The sequence below is a fragment of the Fulvimarina manganoxydans genome, from assembly GCF_900176465.1.
Classification (GTDB): Bacteria; Pseudomonadota; Alphaproteobacteria; order Rhizobiales; family Rhizobiaceae; genus Fulvimarina; species Fulvimarina manganoxydans.
Genome location: NZ_FWXR01000015.1, coordinates 71915 through 93269 on the forward strand (window position 1 = coordinate 71915; position 21355 = coordinate 93269).

Here is a 21355-nt window from a genome sequence, read left to right on the forward strand (position 1 = left end):
CGTCTGGTGCTCTAGTCTCGTTACGGTAGCGTGACGCGACACACAAAAAGAGGCCGAATCATGCGCGATCGCTTGGCGGGTCTCGTCAAATTTTCCGATCGGAAAGAATGGCGAGATTGGACCGACGACATTTTCGAATTGCATTTCGGGCAGGTCCTCGACGAATTCGATCTGGAATTCGACGAACTGCAAGCCATTCTCGGCGAGGCTCTCACAATCGCCGTCATGCGCTTTGCGTTGGAGGATTGTTGCACCCGTCCCCTCGACGAGGGCAACGCGACATGCCTGACCGATCTCTATCTCAAGAAGCGAGGCTATACTGAAAGCGCCGGCAATAAGGCCTTTCTGACGGCCTTTGCGCAATCCACCGTCAGCCTTTTCGAGATCGTGGAGGTTCGCTCCAACACATCTCTCCTGATCCGCGACCGGCTGACCGGCGGCGATGCGTTCGAGGTGACGAGCCAAGCCGAAACCAGTCAGGCCGAGCCAGGTCGGATGCTTGCGGCCCGATTGGTGCGGCTGAAGGACGAGACGATCCTCACGACGGGCTATCTACCCTATACGTCGAGTGCCTTCGATCTTTTGGTGGCTGGTCTGAAGGTCGGGATTGCCGAGGACCCGAACGCCGCCGACACGATGAGCGACGACGAGCTGGCGATGCGCCTGAAGGCGATCGATAGCCGCTCGCTGACGCCCTTCTTCACGATCAGCTGGCTTCTCGGCACGTTGCCCGATTCCATTCCAGGGTCTGACGAGACGATCCTGACGAGCGAAGGCGATCCCTATCTTCTCTTCAAAGCCCATTATCCCTTGCCGAAGGGCGTTGCGCAAAAGCATCTGAAGCCGATCCTCGACGGCATAGAAACCCTGCATCGGGTGCGGGACGGTATCTATGACTGGATCGGCGAAGCGCCGGCCGACGAAGGCGAGGAGCGCTTCTCGCCCGATCTTCGCGATATCGACGGCAATCTCATTCTCGGCCATGTGGAGTTGAAGGGCCGCGAGCTCATCTTCACGACGACCTCTGACAATCGCGGTGAGCGCGGCCGAGCCATGATCGAAGAGGCGCTCGGCGAAAAGCTTGGCAAGCCGCGCATTCAACGCGAGACGATGGACGAGGCCGGCGAGGACATGTCCATGCTCACGAGCATGACCGCGAGCCGGTTCGGCGACGGGCTTGGGGCCGGCATGTTGCCCGCCGATATCATCGATGGGGCTTATCGCGCCGCGCTCGACATGCCTCTCGAAGACTTCGGCGGGCGCACGCCGCGCGAGGCCGCCAAGAACCCCGAGAGCCGGGCAGCGGTCGCCGATTGGCTCAGAAGCATCGAGGCGCAATTCGCGAGCCTCAAAGCGCCGAACAGCATGGTCGGCGACCATGATGTTTCATGGCTCTGGCCTGAACTCGGCCTCGACCGGGATCGAGACTGAGCTGGAGCCGCTTTTCGCCGATCAGCTGCCGAGAAGCGCGAGCGCCGCGGCGGGCGCGGCGCGGCAGGCCGCATCGCGTAAGTCGGCCGGGCAGTCGAAGAGGTCCGAGACGTCGACGACACCGCGATCGAGGCGGGCGGCCAAACGCTTCAGGACCGGGCGCCCAGCGCCCGCCACAATGATCGGTGCGTCGTCGCTGATCTCCTCGCGGGAGAGAACCTGAAGGGCCGCGTCGTGGATGACCCGAACCTGCGCCTCGGCAAAGGCATGGCCGAGCCATTCCCAGGCGCCATCGGACGCGTCCGAGGCATCCATTCCCACCATGCGGGCGATCCGCCGGCGCGAACCTTCGATCGTCTTGTCCCCGGCATCGGCCGCCGGATGAAGATCGTCGGCTTCGTCCAGAACGCCGATGACGCGCTGGACATCGGCCATGGTCGCAAAGAACTCGTTCATCACCGGAATCGAGCGCCCGACGAACGGCACCTGCCGCGCCACCGCCATCAGCGGCGTGCGGGTATAGCCTTGATAGACGAGCTCGCCCGCCGTCATCCGGTCCCGGTCCGTATGGCCCTTGGCATGGACGAGGCCATTGGAAACGGGAACCATGTCGGTGGTCGTCGAGCCCATATCCATGAAGAGCGCTTCTTCGATGGTGCGGGCCGAAAGGGCCGCGCTCGCATGCCAATTGGCCGAGGCGATGTCGAGGGCGTTGGAGCGGGCATCGCCGGGCGATAGAAATCCCGCCGCCCCGCCATAGAGCCGGATATCGCCCGAAAGCTCCTCGGCCATCAGCCGCGCCAGACGCTCCACGCCCTGGCGGCGGGAGGGAAAGGCGTCGGACAATTCGCCGGTCATGGTGACGTGATGGCGATCGACCTCGCCGGCTTCCGCCAGAATCTCGACGATGGCCGTCTCGAGCGACGCGAGATCCTTCCAGATGGGTGTCGCCTTCTGCCAAATCTTCAGAATGCGATCATCCTCGGCGAGCGCCGCCTTCAGATGCGCTCCGCCTACGTCCCAGCCCAGTGTCTTTGCCATTTCGCCTTCGGCCCAATTGAATTCTCTGGGCACTTGATAGAGCAAACCGCCAAGCGGAGGAAACCGCTTATGGCGGCTCAAGACGGTGAAAAACGCCGGACCGACCAACGGAGGGCGACAGATGGCTGAGGCAGGGGGCAAGCGCCGGATCGAGATCATCCCGGTTCTCGACTTGATGGGCGGTACCGTGGTGCGCGGCATCGGCGGCGATCGCGCGCGCTACCGGCCGATCGAGACGCCGCTCTCGCCAAGCCCCGATCCGCTCGCGGTCCTGTCCGGTCTCCTGAATCTCGCGCCCTTCGAAACGGTCTATATCGCCGATCTCGATGCGATCATGGACGGGCGACCCCAGGCGAGCGTGCTGGCGGCTCTGCTGGAGGCCTTTCCGAACGTGACCTTCTGGATCGATGCGGGGTTTCGCAACGCGCAAGGCATCGACCGCCTCCGGAGCCGAGTCCTGGGTGCCGAAGGGAAAGGGGCCGCAGACCGGCGAGGCGCTTTTGTCCCCGTGCTCGGCTCGGAGACGCTCGACGATGCCCGAACGGTCCAAGAGGCAAGACGAGATGGCGAGGTCGTTCTCTCGCTCGACTTCGGGGCGGAGGGCTATCGCGGGCCCGAGGCGGTTCTCCAAGACCCGGCGATCTGGCCCAAAAGCCTCATCGTCATGACGCTCGCGAAAGTTGGCGCCCGAGGCGGCCCCGATCTCGACCGGGTCGCGGCCATCGTCTCGAAGGCACAAAACCAGCGCATCATCGCGGCCGGCGGTGTGCGCAACGAAGACGATCTGCGAGCCTTGGAAGCGGCCGGCACCCACGGCGTCCTCATCGCCTCTGCCCTTCATGCGGGTGCGCTTCATTTTCATAAAATCAAAGGTTGTGTTTCGTAAAGGTTGTGCTATCAGCGACGGCTATATCCAAAAAGGAGCGCCGCGGCATGTTCAACCTGGGTGACGACGTCTTCATTGTTAGTGTCCAAGACACAGGTGAGGTGCTTACCGTCGCGCCTGTCGATGAAACGGCCGACGTATGCAGGGACCTCAACAAGCGCACGGGTAGCCATCATTTTAGCGATCTCAGCCATATGCCTTGCAAGCGGATATATCGCTTCCAAGGATACGATCTCCACGTTCGCGCGACGAGCCGTGGCAAGATGAAGAAACAGCACTATCGGAAGACCGGCGGTCGTATCGATTGATCAATGCTGACGGTGCTCGTTGATTTTATCGAATGTCTAGGTTGGCATCCCCATTTCCACCCTTCAAAAGAGTGCCGGCATCTGCGGCGCCGCGTCATCGCTCTTGGAATGCTGGCAATCGTCGCGAGCATTTATGATCTCGGCGCGGCTGTGCTGGCCGCGCTTCGGATCGACGACCGAATTCAGCCCATGATCGGAACTGGGCCGGCCTTGAGCTTACCAGTTATTCTATCTTTCCTATTCCTGTTCGAGTTTTTTCACTATTTTTCGTTATTCTATAGCGAATTCTCGGATTTTTGGTCGCGTTTTAATAGTGAATTAAAAGCAGAAATCGAGGAAAACCGCCTTAAAATCCCCAAATCCGAAACGGCTGAATGGCAAAAAGTGCTCCGAAATCTTGAGAAAATTATTGGTCGAAGTGCGCGTCTTCAGTCAATCATGGGCGTTGTGCGATTTTTTAACGATGTTTTATTTCCAGGCGCGCTAGGGTTTTTTGTCGTCTACGAGTCAGGACAATCTTTGGTTGAAGTTTTCGTGTTTGTCCTATATGCTCTTGTATGACTCGGGTCGAGCGGAGCTCAATATGGAAGACGAACGGACGACATTCGTTTTTGTGTTACCCGACAAGACGCAAATCCCTGGTTTTCGCCATCGCAACCCCGATGGAACGCTAGGCGGGTTCGTCGCCACGACGGCGTCGGTTGCACGGAGTGCATTTGTCCACTCAGAAGCCTTCGTTGAACCTGGCAAAGTGGTCGGCGCTTATGAGCGCGTAGAGGCGGATGAGCCGTGTGCCATTGATGCACTTTAGGAAACGGAAGCCTAGGCTTTCGCTCTCATCTGCCCTTCGGGACATTCCCATTTGGCACACGTGGCGAACTATCGAGATAAATCGCAAAAGCATGCAGCGGGACCACAGCCGCTCGCAATGCCCTCTTATACCAGCGGACGTATGAAAGCATGGCTTTCCAATGTCCGCTGGTAGGCCGAGCAGCGTCTGAGCCCCTCGCCGGACATAGATTGACCCGAGGGGTCAATTCATTCGTCCGGCGGTATACCTCGGGTTCGTTGCAGGATGTGTGAATGTCATAGCCTGACGAGCCTAGGATGTTGATGTGTCGCCGGGAGCCCTTCGCGAGGACAATGGCGTGCGAGATGGCGCCGACCCTCAAGGTGGCGATGGTCCCTGCCGCTCATAAGCCTATGAAAAAGCCGCCGCCCGAAGGCAGCGGCCGATATCCGACGAGGAAGAGTCCTCGGCCCCTTTGGAGCAAAGCCGGCCGGATGGTGAAAAGGAGCCGGTGAGGCTCCTTTTCGTATCGGCGTTCGGCTCCCCTTTTCGGGGGCATTCCGGCTTCTATTGGAAGCCGAATTTGGCGGCCAATCGCCGGAGAAGGCCGGCAGGCATCGCCGGCTTATCCTCTTCCCCGGGATGGTTTCTTGTCTAAGCGCCGGCGAAAGGATGCTCGGCCGAGCCCTTCTTGGAAACGACTTCGGCGGCCGTCGGCGTGCCCTTGATGGCGCGCTCGATGGATTCCATCGTGGCCTGATAGTTGTAGTCGCGGATCTTGGCGTCGTCTTCGGCTTCCCAGTGGATGAAGACGCCGACGCAGATGAACAGGTCGTCGGCTTCGTCGGCCGGGATGATGCCCTTCTCGACGGAATCGGCAACGGCGCGTGCGACAGCGGTCTGGGCCGGGCCGAACATCTGGACGGCCTGCTTGGCGCCCTTGATGGTGACCTTGTTGAACATCACCGTGTTCGGCTTGGTCGGCAGGTTCGGCGCGACGACCGCGAGAAGCGTCGTGAAGCCGTCCTTGTTGTTGGTCAGCGAGTTGCAGAACGCCGCCTCGGCGGCCGAACCGCGCGGTCCGATGATGAGGTCGATGTGAGCGACTTCGTTGCCCTCGCCGACGAGCGACTCGCCGACCATGACCTTGTTGATGGTTGCCATGAGCAATTCCTCCGATTGATCAACCATGCCACCTTTAGGTGCGCATGGCCTGGAATATATCGTGTTCCGAGAGAAGAAGCGGCGCAAAGGCGGCTTCCTTTTAAAAGACGTTCGTCCCCTCCTCCATCCCGGTGGGCGGACCGCTCGGCGGCGCCGCCCGACGACTATCCTTGTTGGCGGCGTCCCACCGGGGACCGGTTAGCCAGATAGTGACGAGACCTTGCGGACCTCGTTGCTGCGCAGTCAACCATCGTGAACGATCTTCCGCAAGGGACTTGACGGGGTTCCGCCTACTTAAGTGGCGGAACGAAGCATGAAACGGGCAAAGAGAGTGGCTACGGTGAGATCGGCCGAGGTGCCGGGATTGAGTCCCTCTGCCTTGAGGTCGCGATCGAAGGCGAGTGCGGCCGTTCGGACGCTTTCCGCATCCCCTAAATGGGTGATTCGCGCGACAAAGTCGGCGAATCGCTTTCGGGTCGTCTCTGCAGTCGAAGCACCGAATTTGCGGATGATGTGCGAATCGGCAAAACCGCCCGCAAAGGAGAGATAGACCTTGAAGGCCGGCCCGAGGTCGGGATGGTCGAAGAGGCTTTTCGGCTCGATCCGGCAGGCCGGCAGGCCGATTTCGAAGATATCCTCAAAACCGCTGACGAATTGCCGGGCGATCCGATCGGTTTCTGCCGCAAGCGCCATGGCTTCGAGAAGGCCGATGGTCGGGACCTCTCGCACGTCATGGTCGGCGCGCGCGCCGAGCCCGCCGGGCGAGGCATGAGCGATGGCGGCGAAGGCGTCGGCCGCGTCGTCGGGTGAAAGCGTTGCGAGCACGTCCCGCAAGCCGTCGCGCAGCGCATCTAGACGAGGCTCGCTCACCCCTTGTGCGGCCTTTGCCAGCGGCGCCGCAAGCAGGACGATGCCGAGATTGGCGTTGCAGCCAGCCGCCGAAAAGCTCAGCCTCGTCGCTTGCAGAATGCGTGCTCCGACGGACAGGGACGGATCGGCGATGACGGGCGCGCAGGCCAAAGCGGCGCGTTCGAAGGTCGCCGCATCCATGCCATGGCCGGCCGCATGGATATGGACGTTGCCCGGCTTGATCGCGGCGATCTCGGCGCGGCAGGCCTTGAGGAACGCGGCCTCGATCCGTCGAGGTGGGAAAGACGGGACGTCGGCTTCGCCCATGATCAGACGGCCCGCGGCAGGGATGCGATCGTCTCTGGCTCGCGCGTGTCCCCCTTCAGCCGGGCCAGGAGATCGGCGGCCCGGATCGCGGCGATGTCGAGGCCGGTCGCCTGTTCGAGGCCGGTCCAGGCGGGCATGGAATTGACCTCGATGATCTGCGCCCGGCCTTCGGTGTCGCGCAGGAGATCGACGCCGCAGAAATCGGCCCCCACCGCCTGCGCCGCCCGGACGGCAAGCTCGGCGAGTTCGCCGTCCGGCTCGACCATGGGGAGGGCCGTCGCGCCCTGCTTGATATTGGTGATCCAGTTGGCCGCCTCGCGCCGCATGCCGGCGACGGCCCGCCCGGCGGAGACGAGAATGCGATAATCCGTCCAGCGTGTGCCAACGGGCTTTGCGGCAAAGCGTTGGAGATAATAGACGCCGCCGGCGATGTCCTCTGGCCCGGGCAGATCGGCCGGATCGCGCACGAGCTTCAGCCCCTTGCCCTGGCTGCCGAAGAGCGGCTTCAGCACCATCGGCCCGCCCGCCCGGTTCAATGCGGCCTCCGCCGCCTCGCGGGTCTCGGCGCAGACCACCCAAGGGCTCGGCAGGCCGGCCGCCTTCAAGCGAAAGCTCGTCGCCGACTTGTCGGTGCAGATCTCGATGGCCGAGGCGTCGTTGGAGACCGGAACGCCAAGGGCTTTCAGGCCATGCAGAACGGCCAGCCGCCGCGTCACCGCCTCGAAGGACCCGCCATCCATGGTGCGCACGCAGACCGCATCGGGGAGGGCGTCGCCGAAACCGGGGATGGCGAGGCCCGAGGGCTTATCCGTGTCGATACCGATCGAGGAGAGGCTCGCAAGGCTCGCCGTCGCCCCTTGCGCCTCGAAAGCGGTGAGGAGCTGGCGCGCATGACGGTCCAAGCGGGCCGAGACGAGGAGAATGCGCAGAGGCGAGGACAAGGCGGGCGTCTTTTCTCTTAAGATGCGTGGAGGGAGCGGCCTCGTCCATCACGGGCGAGGCCATCGCTCAATCGAAAGAGGCGTCGATCAATTTGGGATCGACCGAGCCGCCCCGGAAGGTCTCGCCGGTTTCGAGCGCAACCACCTGCACCTCGGCGGGCGAGAAGAGCATGCCGTCGATCTTGTAGAAGTCGCCCTCGTAGGCCTTGAAGATCTCGGCGAAGGGCTTGCCGTAATCGGCGGCCGTCGAGCTCGGCAGCTTCTCGGCGAGCGCCTTGGCCTCTTCCGCCGGTCCCGTCACATGGAGGACGATCCGGCCGCCATAGATGACCGCGTCATTGGTGCGGCCCATGGCGGTGATGAAATCGGGATGGGGCGGGCTGAGCGGCGCGGTGCCGAGGCCTTCGACGATGCGCGACAGATCGAACTTCAGCTCATGGGCCTTGTGCAGCGCCACTTCGACGACGCGGCCGACGATCTGCACCGAGCCGGCGAGCGAGGTGGTGGGGGCGAAGACGATGGTGAGCGCCTCCGGTGCGACACCGCAATCCTCGGCGATCCGGCGCACCAGTGCCTCCGGCGGCGCCGTGTCGGCCTCCAGCACCAGCACCGCCTGCTCGGCCTTGTCGCCATAGGCGATGTCGCCGAACAGCTCTTCCTTGCCGGCAAGCGCCCGGGCGGGACCCGAACCCATGGAGAAATAGCTCGTCTCGCCTTCGCCATGGGTCAACTGCCAACCGGCATATTGGCTGCCGAGGCAGGCAACGACCGGCTGGGAGGTCGAGACGGTGAGGGTGAAGGGCCAACGCGACAGATAAGGCGAAGAGCCGATGGTGACCCGGCCGAGCCCGCCGAGGCAGATTTCCGTCATCAGCCGCCCGGCCTCGAGCGAACCGGGTACGGCGGAGCCGGCATCGATCAGCGTTTCGCCGGCCGCGCCCTTGGAAATCTCGATCCGCAATTCGGATGCGCGTCGGCGCATCTCTTCGACAAGGGCGGCTGCGCCCTCATTCACCGACAATCGACCTTTGGTCGTCATGGTCGTCTCCCCCAATTGTCTTTCTAAAGAAGCCCTGCGAGCGCCGCCGTCTTCGCGTCAGCCCCGCCGGAGCTATTGGCGTCAAGGCTCGGCGGTTCGCCCTCAAGGCTTTGTTTCAGCTGCAAACTGCGTTCGTGGAACAAGGCGACCGCCGCGCTCTCACTCTCGGATTCTGCAAGGATCGTCGCGATCGGCGTCCCCGCTTCGAAGCTCGCCGGCGGCGCGGTGCGGTCGGCCGTCCAATCGGGCCAGGAAAACCGCTCCGGCGTTCGAAGCCCGCGATCGGCCCAGGCAAGGCCCGAGGCCCGCACGCCCGCAAAGCGTGGCCGAGCGGCGGGCAGGCGCCCCTCGCAGGCATCGAGATGCAGGGTGAGCAGCGGCGCGTCCGGCCTGTCGAAGACGTCCACCGTCGCCCCGAAGCGCGGATTGATCTCCAGGCAGTAAAGCCCCTCCTGCGCCCGAATGAAATCGAGGCTGGCAATGCCCTTCAGCTCAATGCCCTCTGCCTCGATCGATGCGACGAGACGGTCGATCGCCGTCTGGAAGGCGGGTTCGTCCGGCGGTGTTAGCGGCCCGACCGCGCCGCCATAGCGGAAGGGCTCGTCACCCGAGGGATCGCACCATTGCCGGCTATAGCCGATGACCTCTGCCGAACCGCGCGCGGCGACGATCAGCGCCGACCAGCGCTGGCCTTCGACGAAGCGTTGACAATAGCGGTTCGGCTCGGGCGGCCCGGCATCGGCATGGCGCACATGGCTGCCGCCGGCGCCGCCAGCCTGTTTCGAGAGCCAGCCCTTCGGATCGGCCGGGGCCTCGCGCGTGATGTCGGGATGGGCGATGTCGGCCGCTGCGCAAAGAGCGGCGAAGCGCTCCGGGGTCTTGAGGGACGCTAGCGCTGCCGCCCCGGTTCCCAGAACCGGCCAGGCTTGGCCGATCCGATCGAGAAGCTCCGGCCTGTCCTCGATCCCGGCGCCATAGACGAAGCCGACCGGCGTCTCGCCTTGCGCAAGCTCTTCGAGCGCCGCGATCAGCTGGTCGGCCGAAAAGCCATCCGGGTAATGACCGGTGACGAGCGCCGATCGCTTGGCCGCGCGCTTCAGATCGTCATCGGCGAAGAAGTCGACGGCCAGGGCGTCATAACCCGCACGCCCCGCGCTTTCGGCGATCTGCCGGGCGGAAAAGGCGGCGCAGAGAAGGGTGGGGCGGGCGGCCATGGCGGGTGTTCGATTTCAAATGTCGTCGGCGAGGATCGCAGCGCGCCACGGTCGGGCGCGCTGCGCGATGGGTTGGGATCGGTTCGAACCCTTTAGCCCTCCGAGACGAGCTTTCGCGCGAGCGTAAAGGCGTCGCGGAAGTCGAGCGTCTGGGGCTCGTCGGCCTCGATCATCTGGCGCAGGAGGCCGTATTCGGTCTTCGACTTGAAGACGCCGATGGCGAGCGCGCCGATGCCGACCGCATTCGTTCCCTCGATCGGCTCAGCGTCGGCCATGACGTCGATGCCGGCAAGGCCGGGCGGCGGCACGGCATTGACGTCGGCGGCGACGATCAGCTTCTCGGCGGCCTTCATCTGCTCGGCCGACAGGACCTGGACGCCGGCTTTCGCGGCGGCGAGGATGACCTCGACGCTTCCCGCGATCTCGGTGTTCTTCTCGTCGGTCGAGCCATCCACCGGTTCGACATCGACGCCGAAGCGATCCTTCATCTCCTTGGCGCGCTCTTCGACGCGCTTGAGGCCGCTATAGCCGACGATCTTGACCTTCGCCCCTTCCGCCGCCGCGATCACCGCCGCGCAATAACCGACGACGCCGGTCGCGCCGAAGACCGCGATGGAGACGTCCTTCAACGCCTTACCCTTGGTCTCCTTCAGAGCCTTTTCGACCTTGGCGACCATGGCTGCGGCAGTCGTGAAGGAGCCGGCCGGATCGGCCATGATGTTGCAGCCGAAGGGCGGCACCAGCGCGTTCTTCGCGGCATCGACCATGTCGAGCGCCAGCACCGCGTCGTCGCCGCCGAAAAAAATCGCCGAGGCCGTGCCGTGATCGGGCGGGCGCGAGAAGATCACGTCCTGAACGAGATCGGCGACCTCCTCGATCGTGACCTCTTCATAGGGCGTCACCGAATCATAGCCGGCATCGAGCGCTTGGTTCACGTCGAAGGGGCTCACATGCTTGTGGGGCGTCAGCATGTGCAAAATGTTCTTAGGCATGAGGACAATGTCTCCGATGGATCGTGTGGCGGTGCCCTGAAAGGCGATAAGCGAAACTGTCGAGGGGGAGGGGACGACCGATCAGCCGGTGCGGCTGCGCCGGACCGGAACCGGCTCGGCCTCGCGTCTTTCGATCGCCGCGCCCCCGTTGCGGCCTCGGACAATCTGAAGATCGAGGCCTTGGGTCGCTCCGCGCTCAGCAGCCCGCGCGACGAGTGTCTTGGCGCTCGTCTCGTCCGGCGCAAAGGCAAAGCCCGTCGGGCCCCAGGAACTCTGGCCGATTCCGTGGGCGCCGAGATCGGCGAGGCATTCCATACATTGGGCGACCCGCGAGGAGGCGAAGACGCCGCCTTGAGCGGGGGCAAAATGAGAGCCGACCAGCGCCTGGATGCGGGCGACGCCTTGTCCGAAAAGGTTGATATCGGCTTCGGCGACGCCGGGGAGGACCTGCATCAGGGTCAGCGCGGAAATCTCGCCCGCCGCCTCGCGCGAAAAGCGGGGCAAAGTGGCAAAGGCCTCGATCTCCGCCTCGCCGTGAATGCCGGCCGCATCCCGTTCGAAAGCGAGGATCACGCGCCAGTCTTCGGGAAAGTCGAAGCGCGCGACGACCGGCGGCGGGCTGTCCTCCTCGCCCTTGCCACCATCGACGGCGAGCCCGCCGCGCGTCAGGAAGGAGGCGCCGAGCCCGGAGCGCTTGCCGCGTCCGAGAGCGGCCGCATCGCCTTCGATATCAAGGGGGAGACCTTCGAGCTTGCGAAGGCCGCAGGCGAGCGCCAGTGCGAGCTGGGTTCCCGAGCCGAGCCCCGTATGGGCCGGAATCGCGCTCTGGCAGTCGATCCGGTAGGTCCCGGCGAGAGCGAGCCGGTCGCGCATCACGCAAAGATGGGCTTCGATCCGCTTGGCCTCCGGTCCGGTGACCCGAAGCGAATCGCTTCTTGCAATCGCAAGACGCGTTTCAGGCTCCTCCAGCGCCAAGCCGATCCCGCCGAATCGCCGACCCCAATGGGCGCCGGGATCGAGGAATCCGAGATGGAGCCGTGCCGGGGCCGAGACGTGGACGACCTCGTCTGTCAAATCGGTCTGCCTTCACTCGCGCGTCGAGATCCGCTTCGGCTCCCTTCGCGCGCCCAAGTCATGAGTTGCCGGCCGCTTCCTTTCAGAAAGCCGCCTCGTTCGCCTGGTGCCCGTGCCCTATTATTGCGACCGGCATCGTTCACACAAGGGAGAAACTCATGGCTGCGAAAACCTATTCCGATACGGAAGTCGAACAACGCCTCAAGGAGGAGTTGCCGACCTGGCGTCTGGAGGACGGCTGGATCCGCCGCACATACAAGACGCAAGGGTGGAAAGGCACCCTGATGGTGATCAACACGGTCGGCCATCTGGCGGAAGCCGCCTTCCACCATCCCGACATCACCGCTTCTTACGCCTGGGTCGAGGTTCGCCTGATGAATCACGCGGCCAAGGGCATCACCGATTCGGACTTCGCCCTTGCGAAGAAGATCGAGGACGTGGTGATGTGGCAGCCCGGCAAGGAGGACGGACCGCTTCAGGGCACGCCGGACGATCCGCGCTTTGCCTATATCAAATATGAAAAGTCGGGTGGCTAGGCCGACGATGGTTTGACCTTTCGGCCTGCCTCGGTAATTTGCCGCCTGGGCACAGAAAGCGATGACGATTTGAGCACGCAATGGATCGATGGACGGCCGGTCTCGACCGCTGAGGCCGTCCGGGCCGCGGCCGAGCATTTGGCGGCGAGCCGCTTGCCCGTTCTGACCGGTGATTTTAACGACATTTCCGCCATTCGCGCAGGGTTGCGCGTCGCGGCTCTCGCCGGCGGAGTCGTGGATCACGAAGGGCTGGAAGCCATTCGCCCGGCGATCGAGGCGATTCGCGATGCGGGGATCGTGATGGGCGCACCGGCCGAGATCCGGCGACGCGCCGATCGCGTCCTGGTGATCGGCCCCGATCCGTTCGAGGGTCAGGACGCGCTGTTCGAGCAGATTTTCGCCGTCGCGCCCGATATCGGCGCGCGGACCAAGGGCAAGACCCGCGAGATCGTCTGGCTCGGCGCCTCGGAGCCACAGCGATTTGCCAAGGCGAGCGGCGAGGCGCGCTCGATCGGTTGCCCTGCGGCGGAGCTGACCGAGGCGGTCGGCATTGTCCGCGCCGCGCTCGCTGGCCGGCGCTTCGCCGATGGACCCTTCGAGCCGGGCGGGGCTCGCGCGCTTGCCGGTTGGCTGGTCGATGCAGGCTTCGGTGCCGTCGTCTTCAAGGCCGACGCCTTCGATGCGATCGGTTTCGAGGAGATCGCGGGTCTCGTCTCCGATCTCAACGCCAGGACGCGGGCGACGGCGCTCCCCGTTTTCGCCGGCTCGGCCTTCGGCTCGGCTCAAGCCGCGACCTGGGCGACGGGCTTTCCGATGCGCGTTTCGTTCGGCCGAGGCGCGCCGGACCACGATATGGAGCTGTTCAAAGCGGATCGGCTGATCGGCTCGGGAGAGGCGGAGGCCGTGCTTCTCGTCGCGGCCGGCGAAGGCCGGGCCGGGGTCTCGTCGGATGCGGCGACGATCCTTTTGTCGACGGAGGAACCACCCGCCGGATCGAGCGTGAAGGTCGCCTTTCGCATCGGGCGGCCGGGTGTCGATCACGACCAGGTCGCGCTCGAGCCGCGATTCGGCAGCTTCGTCGCTCATGCGGCTTCGGCGCCCGATCCGGATGCGCCATCGTCTGCGGCTTTGATCCTCTCGATGATCGCCGATCATCTGGCCGAGATGGCGGCCGAGAAAGGGGCGGCGGCATGACTGGGAGAAGAACGATTTTCAGGGAGGCGCCGTCATGCTGACGCGGCTGAAGGGCGGCCATGTGGTCGACCCGGCAAATGGGGTGAACGGCGTCACCGATCTCTATATGAAGGACGGCCAGCTCGTCTCGGCTCCTACCGAACCGCTATCGGCCGACGAGGCGATCGACCTGTCCGGCCATGTGGTCATGGCCGGGGCGATCGACATCCATTCCCATATTGCGGGCGGCCATGTGAACACGGCGCGCCTGCTCCTGCCCGAATGGCATCGGGCCTTCTCCTCCCGGCCCGGCGAGACGGCGCTCTCGCGCGTCGGCTGGACGACGGAAGAGACGGGTCTTCGCTACGCCGAAATGGGCTTTACCACCGTCGTCGAGCCGGCCATGGGGCCGCAGGCCGCGCTCCATGCCCATCTGGAGCTGGCCGATATCCCCATCATCGACAAGGCGACCCTCGTCGTTCTCGGCAATGACGATCTTCTCATGTCGATGATCCGCGACGGGGAGAGCGAGGCGGCGATCGCCGATTATGTGGCCTGGACGGTCGCTTCCTCCCGGGCGCTCGGCGTCAAATGCATCAATGCGGGCGGGTCGGCCGCCTTCAAGGACAATGTCCGCGCCTTCTCGCTCGACGATCAGGTGCCCGATTACGGCGTCTCCTCGCGCCAGATCGTCAAGACGCTGCAAAAGGCGGTGCATGATCTGAAGATCCCGCATCCGCTTCATGTCCATTGCAACAATCTCGGCGTTCCGGGCGCCTCGTCCGATGCGGCGGAAGCCACGATCGCGGCGAGCGAAGGCCTGCCGCTGCATCTCGCCCATATCCAGTTCTATGGCTACGGCACCGAGGGCAAGCGCGGCTTTTCCTCCGAGGGCCGGCGCCTCGCCGCTCTGATCAACGCCAATCCAGACGTCACCGTCGATATCGGTCAGGTCATGTTCGGCCAGACCGTGACGATCTCCTCGGACGAATTGCGCCAGTTCGCGGGCCGCGCCCAGGCGAGCCCGAAGAAGAGCATCATCTTCGATCACGAGGCCAATGGCGGCGGCGTCGTGCCGATGGACTACAAGGCGACGAGCTTCTTCAACGCCCTGCAATGGGCAATCGGGCTCGAACTCTTCCTTCTGATCGAGGACCCGTCGCGCGTCTTCTTCACCACCGATCATCCGAACGGCGCGCCCTTCACCACCTATCCCGACATCTTCGCGCTTCTGATGGATCGCGAGGTTCGGGCACGCTGGATCGAGGCGCTGCCCAAGGGCGTCGCCAAATGGACGAGCCTGCCCGAGATCACCCGCGAATATACGCTGGAGGAAATCGCGGTCATGACCCGTGCTTCGCCGGCAAGGCTTCTCGGGACAAGTGATCGCGGCCATCTCGGTGCCGGCGCGACCGCCGACATTTCCGTCTATCGCCCCTCGGACGACAAGGCCGAGATGTTCGGCAAGGCGGCCTATGTCTTCAAGGACGGCAGGCTCGTGGTGAAGAACGGCTCCGTCGTCGCGCGCCCCTATGGCCGGGCGCTGACGCTGAAGACGGAAGCCGACAAGGGTATGGAGGCGCGGCTCGATCGCTATTTCGACGAGGCGTACGGTCTTTCGGCCCAATGGTTCAAGGTGAGGGGCGAAGCGCTCGGTCGCGAGACGCCCTTCCGGGAGGTTTCATGCCTGTGACGGAAACCGCCGCCACGATCAACGGCGTCTCGATCGACGACTCCTTTGCCGAAGCCTTTCCGATGAGCGGCACGGCGATCCAGATCACGGCGATCAATGAAAAATGGGCGCTGGAAGCGGCGACCAAGATGACCGGCTTTGCCACATCGGTCATCGCCTGCGGCTGCGAGGGCGGCATCGAGCGTGTGCTTTCGCCGGCCGAAACCCGCGATGGCCGGCCGGGCGTGCGCGTCCTCTTCTTCGGCTTCGACGCGGGCGGTCTCGAAAAACAGGTGACGACGCGGCTCGGCCAATGCATCCTGACCTGCCCGACCACCGCCTGCTATGGCGATTACGAGTCCGATCAGACCATCGATCTCGGTTCGGCCATCCGCTATTTCGCCGACGGATTTCAGATTTCGAAGAAGTTCGCCGGCAAACATTTTTGGCGCATGCCGGTCATGGAGGGCGAATTTCTCTGCGAGGCTAAGACCGGAATGACCGGTGACGGCGTCGGCGGCGGCAATCTTCTGATCATGGCGCGCCATGTCGAAGGCGCCTTGAAGGCCTCGGAAGCGGCCGTCGAGGCGATGAAAACGGTTCCGGACGTGATCATGCCCTTTCCGGGCGGCATCGTGCGTTCGGGCTCCAAGGTCGGCGGCAAATATAAGGGCATGATGGCCTCCACCAACGATGCTTATTGCCCGACGCTGAAGGGCGTAACCGATACGGCGCTGACCGAGGAGATCGGCTCCGTCCTCGAGATCGTCATCGACGGACTGACCCCCGATGCGGTGGCCAAAGCCATGGCCGCCGGCATCAAGGCGATCACCGATCTCGGCCCCGAGACCGGCGCCTTACGGATCGGCGCCGGCAATTATGGCGGCAATCTCGGCCCCCACCACTTCCACTTGAAGGATCTTCTGCCATGACCGGCCTCGTCTTCCGTCTGAAGGGCGAGCCGGAGGAGCGGCTCGATCTCTCGCCATTGATCCCTGAGCGCCTCGACGGGTTGACTTCGTCCGAGATCCAGAAGCTCGGAATCGGTACCACCAAGCGCGATCTCAAACTCGGCGACGTTTTCGATGTTTCCGGGGCCGACGTTTCCGACATCCGTTTCGAGGGCGGCTCGGCGCGGCTCGACAAGATCGGGCTTGGCCTGTCGAAGGGGTCCATCCGCGTCGAAGGCGATGTGGGCTTTCGCTGTGGGCGGGCGATGCGCGGCGGCGCGATCACTGTGACGGGCTCGGCCGGCGATCTTGCCGGTTCCGCCATGGAAGGCGGAGAGCTCGTCATCCAGGGCTCCGCCGGGGCTCGTCTCGGCGGGCCGGAAGCCGGCGAGACGAAAGGCATGAGCGGCGGTGCGATCCGCGTTCAGGGTTCGGCGGGCGAGCGCGCGGCCGACCGCATGCGGCGCGGAACGATCGTGATCGATGGCGATTGCGGCCTGGACGCCGCCAGCCGCATGATTGCCGGCACGCTGATCGTCGGCGGCAAGGCCAAGGGCACGCCGGGCCGGCTGATGAAGCGCGGAACGCTGATCCTTGCCGGCGGTGCCGAGCGCCTCGCCCCGACCTTCCTCGATTGCGGGCCGCAGGACCTGATCATTTTGAGGTTGATGGCAAGAGCGATCGGCGAGGAGCTGGGCGCGGTGCCCTTCGACGGCTCCCCCATGCGCCGTTATGGCGGCGATACGGCCGTTCTCGGCATGGGCGAGGTGTTTCTGCCGCTTCGATGAGAAGGCTTCGCGACGGGCGGCACCCGCCGCGATGAGCGCCCTTGAACGAGCGAAACCTGACATTTTGGTTTCGCGAAAGAGCGGCCGGACATGATCCCGCCGCCGGACAGTTTCGGGCGGTTAGGCGGTGCGCATTTCGGCGGCGGGCGAAGCCGATGCCGCCAGGGATACGGCGCTGTCGCCCTGGGTCTTCGTCTCGAACGTGTAGTTCGGCATTTCCGACGGCGGGGGCGGCGCGCTCCGCTTGTCGGCCATGCGCCAGCGCACCTCGCCTTCATATTTGCCCCGCAACTCCTCCAAAGCTTCCTCCGAGCGCTGAAGGGCTAGTTTCAGCCTGCGCGAGCGCCTCCGCTCGATCGCGAGAGCGGCGAGGACGAAGGCGATGGCAACGAAGCAGCCAACCGTGAAGACGAGACGGAGATCGGCGTCGGCGACGGGCTCCGAACCGATGATCGCGGCAATCGCAATAAACGAGACGGCGCTGAGAACGAGGAGATTTCGGGTCACTATGAGCGTCAGCGCCAGGCTGACCACGCCTGCGATAAAAAGCATGGGATGGGCTTCGGCGAGCCGCAGAACATCGGGCAGATGCGCGTCTAGAAGTCTGCCGATCCACGATGCCACTCCGGTGATCGCGAGCCATACAGCCGACAGGCCGTCGAGAAGCGCCCGGCCAAGGGGCGCCGCAGATTCGGAGATATAAGCCCACAAAGCCGCGAGTTGATCCTCAAGCCCCTCGTTCATATTCGTCGTCTCTCATATGTTCACACGCAAATACAAAAATGATCAGGTACTTGCCGATTCCTGCAGGTGACTTGACCATCGCCTGTTTTCTTCGCACGGCCAAGGCCAGCTTCCAAGCAAGATTACCACGGCACTGCCTGTACGGAAGGTTAAAACCGTCTGCCGAGGGATGGAAAAGGTGGCGCGAGGGGGACGTCTAGCGGTTCGCAGGCGCCGGAACCAATGAAAGCATGGTCGACGCTTCGTCATCCTCGCTCTCGGAGAGAGCCGGGACCCATGCCCGTTTCTAGAGAAACGACACTTTGGTGAAGGAAGGGGAGGAGGTTGACCGCGACGCTTCGGGAAAATGGCGAGCGCTGCAGCATGGCTCCCCGACCCTGACGGGCCGATGATGACGACCGGTGCGGCTTCTGTCACACCTCGCATTCGTTCATATTCGGCGCCGCAGCACCTAAAGCTCAGCCCTATTACTCAGCCGGTTCGGAATCCTCGCTGAAATCCTGTTTGGCCTCATCATTGGGCTGGCGCGTGAAGCCTTTCAGGCCCGCATGGAGATTGCGGTCGCGCTCGATCTCGACCGGCGAGGTGACATAGGCGGTCACGAGTTCGGCGAGCGAGCGCAAGGCATGGATATGAATGCGCTCATAGCCGTGGGAGGCGTCGACGCCGAAGGTGATGAGGGCGGTGCGCACATCGTGGCCGGCCTCAATGGCGGAGGCGGAATCCGAACGGTAATAGCGGAAGACGTCCTTCTGATAGCGGATGTCTTCCTCCACGCAGAGACGCACCAGCTTCTTGGTCAGATGGAAGTCGAACGGCCCGGTCTGATCGGCCATGGCGACGGTGACGCCGAATTCGGATGAATTCTGCCCCGGCGCCGTCGTGCCGTTGTCGATGGCGAGCATGGATGCGACGTCGGGCGTCAGGATCGAGGCGGCGCCGACGCCGACCTCTTCGGCGATGGTGAAGAGCCAATGGATGTCGACCGGGGTCGAGGCACCCTCGCGCTCCATCGCCTCGATGGCGGCGAGCATGACGGCAACGCCTGCTTTGTTGTCGAGATGGCGCGAGACGATATAGCCATTGTCGAGAAATTCGGGCTGGGGATCGATCGCGACCGTGTCGCCGACCTCTATGCCGAGCTTGGCGAGTTCCCGCTCGTCACGCGAAAGCGCGTCGATGCGCAGCTCCACATATTGCCAGCCGATGGGCAGCGTATCGATTTCGTCATTGAAGGTGTGGCCGGAGGCTTTCAGGGGCAGGATCGTGCCGCGATAGATGCCCTTGTCGGAAAAAACCTGGGCCCGCGCGCCTTCGGCGAAACGCGCCGACCAGTTGCCGATCGGCACGAGTTCGACGCGACCATTCTCCTTCAGGCGCTTCACCTGGGCGCCCAGCGTATCGAGATGGCTGACGACGGCGCGGGCGGAGGCCCGGCGCGAGCCCTGGCGCAGCGCCGAGATCGCCCCGCGACGGGTCAACTCCACCTTCAGCCCCAGCCGCTCGAGCTCCTTGGCCACATGCCGCACGACCGTATCGGTGTAGCCGGTCGGACTCGCAATCGCCAGAAGTGCCTTCAGTTGGTCCGTCAGATAGTGGGAGTCGATGGCCAGCCTCGGCACAAGTCAATCCTTTCGCGTGTTCCGTTTCTTCGCTTGGGCCGAACGAACCGAATAGGGGACGGAGAGCGGGAACAGGAGATCGATGAACCGCTCCGCCGTCGGCTGTGGCTCGTGATTGGCGAGCCCCGGCCGCTCGTTCGCCTCGATGAAGACGTAGTCCGGTTGGTGCGGTGATTTGATCATGAGGTCAATCCCCGTCACCGGAATCTCGATCGCGCGCGCCGCAGAAACGGCCGCATCGACGAGGGTCGGATGAACCTCGCCAGTCACGTCGTGGATCGTCCCGCCGGTGTGGAGATTGGCGGTCTTGCGCACGGCGATGCGCTCGCCCTCCGGTAGAACGTCGTCCATGCCATAGCCGGCATGTTTGACGCAGCGCTCGGTCTCGGCATTCATCGGGATCCGGCTCTCGCCGCCCGTCGCCGCCGAACGGCGGCGCGACAGGGTCTCGATGAGGTCCCGTACTGTGGAGCGGCCGTCGCCGGTGATCTCGGGCGGCCGGCGCACGGCGGCGGCCACGAGCCGATAATCGATGACGATGAGCCTCAGATCGTCGCCGATGAAACAGGCTTCCAAGAGAACGCGGTCGGAGACCTCGCGCGCGGCCTCGATGGCGGCTTTGGCATCCTCCAGATTGTCGATGCCGACAGCAATGCCTCGACCCTGTTCGCCGCGTGCCGGTTTCACGACCACCTGGCCATGGGTCTCGATGAAGGCGGCGATGTCCGCATCATCCGCCGCGCCCGCATCGATCTGCTCGGGGACCTTCACGCCGGCAGCTTCAACGACGCGGCGGGTCACCGTCTTGTCGTCGCAGATCGACATGGCGACAGCCGTCGTCAGCTCCGACAGGCTCTCGCGGCAATGGATGGTGCGCCCACCTTGGGTGAGGCGGAAGAAGCCGCCCGGCGCATCCGTCACCTCGGCATGGATGCCGCGTCGGCGGGCCTCGTCGACGATGATGCGGGCATAGGGGTTGAGCGCGTCGAATTCGGCGCCCGGACCAGTGAAGAGCTTCTCGTTGATCTCGTTCTTGCGCTTGACTGCAAAGAAAGGGACCCGGAAGAAACCCAGCTTGTCATAAAGGCTGATGGCCTTGTCGTTGTCGTGCATGACCGACAAGTCCATATAGGCGCAGCCCCGCGCCTGAAAATGCTCGGCGAGCCGCCGCACCAGGCTTTCGCCGATGCCGGGATGGACGGCCTGTGGATCGACGGCCAAGCACCAGAGCGAGGAACCGTTCTGCGGGTCGTCGAAGGCGCGCGCGTGGTGAACGCCGGTCACCGTGCCGAGGATGGCGCCCGTCGTCTCGTCCTCAGCGACGAAATAGGTGAGGGCCCGATTGTCCCGATTGGCCGACAGAAAGGCCGGATGGACCTGCACCATATGGCGCGTCTGATAGATCCGGTTGATTTCGGTGCCGTCCTGATCGCTCGACAGGCGACGAATGAAATAGCCGCGCGGCCGCCGCGTGCCCGGCCGGTAGGTCGAAAGATCCAGCCGATAGGTGTGCGAAGGGTCGAGAAAGAGCTCCTGGGGCGCGTGGCTCAAGAGGACATGGGGGTCGGCGACATAGAAGGCGATGTCGCGCCGGTCCGGCCCTTCCTCGCGCAAGGAGGCGACCAGCTCGCCCGCGTCCTGAAAGGTCTGGGCGAAGACGAGCCGACCCCAGCCGCAGTCGAGAAAGGCGTTTTCGCGCGCCCCGCGCAAGGGGCGCCCGAATTGGGCGGCCGGCGGGGTCAGCCCGGCAGACCGCTTCCGGCGCAGGCGGTGCTCCGCGCCGGATTTCGCACGATGGCTGTTGTCGGGCATGG

Annotated in this window: 20 protein-coding genes; 9 read left to right on the forward strand and 11 right to left on the reverse strand. The window is 64.1% G+C overall.

Annotated features, from left to right (window positions below):
* The first annotated feature begins 60 nt into the window (after positions 1 to 60).
* Complete coding sequence (locus tag B9A15_RS15380; RefSeq protein ID WP_084411319.1) at positions 61 to 1431, forward strand: DUF7986 domain-containing protein; 1371 nt, start codon at positions 61 to 63, stop codon at positions 1429 to 1431.
* Positions 1432 to 1452: 21 nt separating this feature from the next.
* Here B9A15_RS15380 and B9A15_RS15385 read toward each other — a convergent pair whose 3' ends face one another.
* Positions 1453 to 2472, reverse strand: a complete 1020-nt coding sequence (locus B9A15_RS15385) for a hydantoinase/oxoprolinase family protein (RefSeq protein ID WP_244556976.1) — start codon at positions 2470 to 2472, stop codon at positions 1453 to 1455.
* A 121-nt stretch (positions 2473 to 2593) separates the two neighbouring features.
* On the opposite strand from B9A15_RS15385, the gene B9A15_RS15390 reads away from it, so the two are divergent.
* From B9A15_RS15390 to B9A15_RS15400, 3 genes are read left to right on the forward strand one after another with little or no spacing between them, the layout of a single operon-like run.
* Entirely contained in the window at positions 2594 to 3358 is a 765-nt protein-coding gene (locus B9A15_RS15390) for a HisA/HisF-related TIM barrel protein (RefSeq protein ID WP_084411321.1), read from the forward strand.
* 47 nt (positions 3359 to 3405) lie between these two features.
* The gene (locus B9A15_RS15395; RefSeq protein ID WP_084411323.1) at positions 3406 to 3666 is read left to right on the forward strand and encodes a hypothetical protein; all 261 of its coding nucleotides are present in this window, start codon (positions 3406 to 3408) and stop codon (positions 3664 to 3666) included.
* A gap of 3 nt (positions 3667 to 3669) precedes the next feature.
* Positions 3670 to 4227, forward strand: coding sequence for a hypothetical protein (locus B9A15_RS15400; RefSeq protein WP_139798420.1), 558 nt, complete (start codon positions 3670 to 3672; stop codon positions 4225 to 4227).
* A gap of 883 nt (positions 4228 to 5110) precedes the next feature.
* Here the strand turns inward: B9A15_RS15400 and fae are convergent.
* From fae to B9A15_RS15440, 7 genes are all read right to left on the reverse strand, one after another.
* Positions 5111 to 5620: a formaldehyde-activating enzyme gene (gene fae, locus B9A15_RS15410; RefSeq protein WP_084411403.1), complete on the reverse strand. Its 510-nt coding sequence runs from the start codon at positions 5618 to 5620 to the stop codon at positions 5111 to 5113.
* Between the two features lie 294 nt (positions 5621 to 5914).
* Positions 5915 to 6796, reverse strand: a complete 882-nt coding sequence (locus B9A15_RS15415; protein WP_084411329.1) for a triphosphoribosyl-dephospho-CoA synthase — start codon at positions 6794 to 6796, stop codon at positions 5915 to 5917.
* Positions 6797 to 6798: 2 nt separating this feature from the next.
* Complete coding sequence (locus B9A15_RS15420) at positions 6799 to 7737, reverse strand: ATP-grasp domain-containing protein (RefSeq protein WP_139798421.1); 939 nt, start codon at positions 7735 to 7737, stop codon at positions 6799 to 6801.
* 67 nt (positions 7738 to 7804) lie between these two features.
* Positions 7805 to 8776, reverse strand: a complete 972-nt coding sequence (mch, locus tag B9A15_RS15425) for a methenyltetrahydromethanopterin cyclohydrolase (RefSeq protein WP_084411331.1) — start codon at positions 8774 to 8776, stop codon at positions 7805 to 7807.
* A 23-nt stretch (positions 8777 to 8799) separates the two neighbouring features.
* Positions 8800 to 9990, reverse strand: coding sequence for an ATP-grasp domain-containing protein (locus B9A15_RS15430; RefSeq protein ID WP_084411333.1), 1191 nt, complete (start codon positions 9988 to 9990; stop codon positions 8800 to 8802).
* A gap of 92 nt (positions 9991 to 10082) precedes the next feature.
* Complete coding sequence (locus tag B9A15_RS15435; protein WP_084411335.1) at positions 10083 to 10982, reverse strand: NAD(P)-dependent methylenetetrahydromethanopterin dehydrogenase; 900 nt, start codon at positions 10980 to 10982, stop codon at positions 10083 to 10085.
* Positions 10983 to 11063: 81 nt separating this feature from the next.
* The gene (locus tag B9A15_RS15440) at positions 11064 to 12056 is read right to left on the reverse strand and encodes a beta-ribofuranosylaminobenzene 5'-phosphate synthase family protein (protein WP_084411337.1); all 993 of its coding nucleotides are present in this window, start codon (positions 12054 to 12056) and stop codon (positions 11064 to 11066) included.
* Between the two features lie 158 nt (positions 12057 to 12214).
* Between B9A15_RS15440 and B9A15_RS15445 the strand changes: the two genes are divergently transcribed.
* The 5 genes from B9A15_RS15445 (at position 12215) to B9A15_RS15465 (ending at position 17175) form a co-directional block, all read left to right on the forward strand.
* Positions 12215 to 12592 carry a 4a-hydroxytetrahydrobiopterin dehydratase gene (locus tag B9A15_RS15445; protein ID WP_084411339.1) on the forward strand — a complete coding sequence of 126 codons (378 nt, stop codon included), beginning with the start codon at positions 12215 to 12217 and terminating at the stop codon, positions 12590 to 12592.
* 69 nt (positions 12593 to 12661) lie between these two features.
* Positions 12662 to 13786, forward strand: coding sequence for a molybdopterin-binding domain-containing protein (locus tag B9A15_RS15450; RefSeq protein ID WP_139798422.1), 1125 nt, complete (start codon positions 12662 to 12664; stop codon positions 13784 to 13786).
* A 34-nt stretch (positions 13787 to 13820) separates the two neighbouring features.
* Positions 13821 to 15458 (forward strand): formylmethanofuran dehydrogenase subunit A, encoded by a 1638-nt coding sequence (locus B9A15_RS15455; RefSeq protein ID WP_084411342.1) that lies wholly within the window; start codon positions 13821 to 13823, stop codon positions 15456 to 15458.
* On the forward strand, positions 15449 to 16369 hold the full coding sequence (gene fhcD / locus B9A15_RS15460) for a formylmethanofuran--tetrahydromethanopterin N-formyltransferase (protein ID WP_084411344.1): 921 nt from the start codon (positions 15449 to 15451) through the stop codon (positions 16367 to 16369). The genes B9A15_RS15455 and fhcD overlap by 10 nt, the downstream gene beginning before the upstream one ends.
* Complete coding sequence (locus B9A15_RS15465) at positions 16366 to 17175, forward strand: formylmethanofuran dehydrogenase subunit C (protein ID WP_084411345.1); 810 nt, start codon at positions 16366 to 16368, stop codon at positions 17173 to 17175. Before fhcD ends, B9A15_RS15465 begins: the two co-directional genes overlap by 4 nt.
* Positions 17176 to 17295: 120 nt before the next feature.
* Here B9A15_RS15465 and B9A15_RS15470 read toward each other — a convergent pair whose 3' ends face one another.
* From B9A15_RS15470 to ngg, 3 genes are all read right to left on the reverse strand, one after another.
* The gene (locus tag B9A15_RS15470) at positions 17296 to 17919 is read right to left on the reverse strand and encodes a hypothetical protein (RefSeq protein WP_084411347.1); all 624 of its coding nucleotides are present in this window, start codon (positions 17917 to 17919) and stop codon (positions 17296 to 17298) included.
* Positions 17920 to 18386: 467 nt separating this feature from the next.
* Positions 18387 to 19541, reverse strand: a complete 1155-nt coding sequence (locus tag B9A15_RS15475; RefSeq protein WP_084411349.1) for an osmoprotectant NAGGN system M42 family peptidase — start codon at positions 19539 to 19541, stop codon at positions 18387 to 18389.
* Between the two features lie 3 nt (positions 19542 to 19544).
* Positions 19545 to 21353, reverse strand: coding sequence for an N-acetylglutaminylglutamine synthetase (ngg, locus tag B9A15_RS15480; RefSeq protein WP_084411351.1), 1809 nt, complete (start codon positions 21351 to 21353; stop codon positions 19545 to 19547).
* Positions 21354 to 21355: the final 2 nt, after the last annotated feature.

Excerpts from the sequence above, each read along its gene's own strand:
- B9A15_RS15380 (WP_084411319.1), top strand. The coding sequence starts at position 61 with ATGCGCGATCGCTTGGCGGGTCTCGTCAAATTTTCCGATCGGAAAGAA.
- B9A15_RS15385 (WP_244556976.1), bottom strand. The coding sequence starts at position 2,472 with ATGGCAAAGACACTGGGCTGGGACGTAGGCGGAGCGCATCTGAAGGCG.
- B9A15_RS15390 (WP_084411321.1), top strand. The coding sequence starts at position 2,594 with ATGGCTGAGGCAGGGGGCAAGCGCCGGATCGAGATCATCCCGGTTCTC.
- B9A15_RS15395 (WP_084411323.1), top strand. The coding sequence starts at position 3,406 with ATGTTCAACCTGGGTGACGACGTCTTCATTGTTAGTGTCCAAGACACA.
- B9A15_RS15400 (WP_139798420.1), top strand. The coding sequence starts at position 3,670 with ATGCTGACGGTGCTCGTTGATTTTATCGAATGTCTAGGTTGGCATCCC.
- fae (WP_084411403.1), bottom strand. The coding sequence starts at position 5,620 with ATGGCAACCATCAACAAGGTCATGGTCGGCGAGTCGCTCGTCGGCGAG.
- B9A15_RS15415 (WP_084411329.1), bottom strand. The coding sequence starts at position 6,796 with ATGGGCGAAGCCGACGTCCCGTCTTTCCCACCTCGACGGATCGAGGCC.
- mch (WP_084411331.1), bottom strand. The coding sequence starts at position 8,776 with ATGACGACCAAAGGTCGATTGTCGGTGAATGAGGGCGCAGCCGCCCTT.
- B9A15_RS15430 (WP_084411333.1), bottom strand. The coding sequence starts at position 9,990 with ATGGCCGCCCGCCCCACCCTTCTCTGCGCCGCCTTTTCCGCCCGGCAG.
- B9A15_RS15435 (WP_084411335.1), bottom strand. The coding sequence starts at position 10,982 with ATGCCTAAGAACATTTTGCACATGCTGACGCCCCACAAGCATGTGAGC.
- B9A15_RS15445 (WP_084411339.1), top strand. The coding sequence starts at position 12,215 with ATGGCTGCGAAAACCTATTCCGATACGGAAGTCGAACAACGCCTCAAG.
- B9A15_RS15455 (WP_084411342.1), top strand. The coding sequence starts at position 13,821 with ATGCTGACGCGGCTGAAGGGCGGCCATGTGGTCGACCCGGCAAATGGG.
- fhcD (WP_084411344.1), top strand. The coding sequence starts at position 15,449 with ATGCCTGTGACGGAAACCGCCGCCACGATCAACGGCGTCTCGATCGAC.
- B9A15_RS15465 (WP_084411345.1), top strand. The coding sequence starts at position 16,366 with ATGACCGGCCTCGTCTTCCGTCTGAAGGGCGAGCCGGAGGAGCGGCTC.
- B9A15_RS15470 (WP_084411347.1), bottom strand. The coding sequence starts at position 17,919 with ATGAACGAGGGGCTTGAGGATCAACTCGCGGCTTTGTGGGCTTATATC.
- ngg (WP_084411351.1), bottom strand. The coding sequence starts at position 21,353 with ATGCCCGACAACAGCCATCGTGCGAAATCCGGCGCGGAGCACCGCCTG.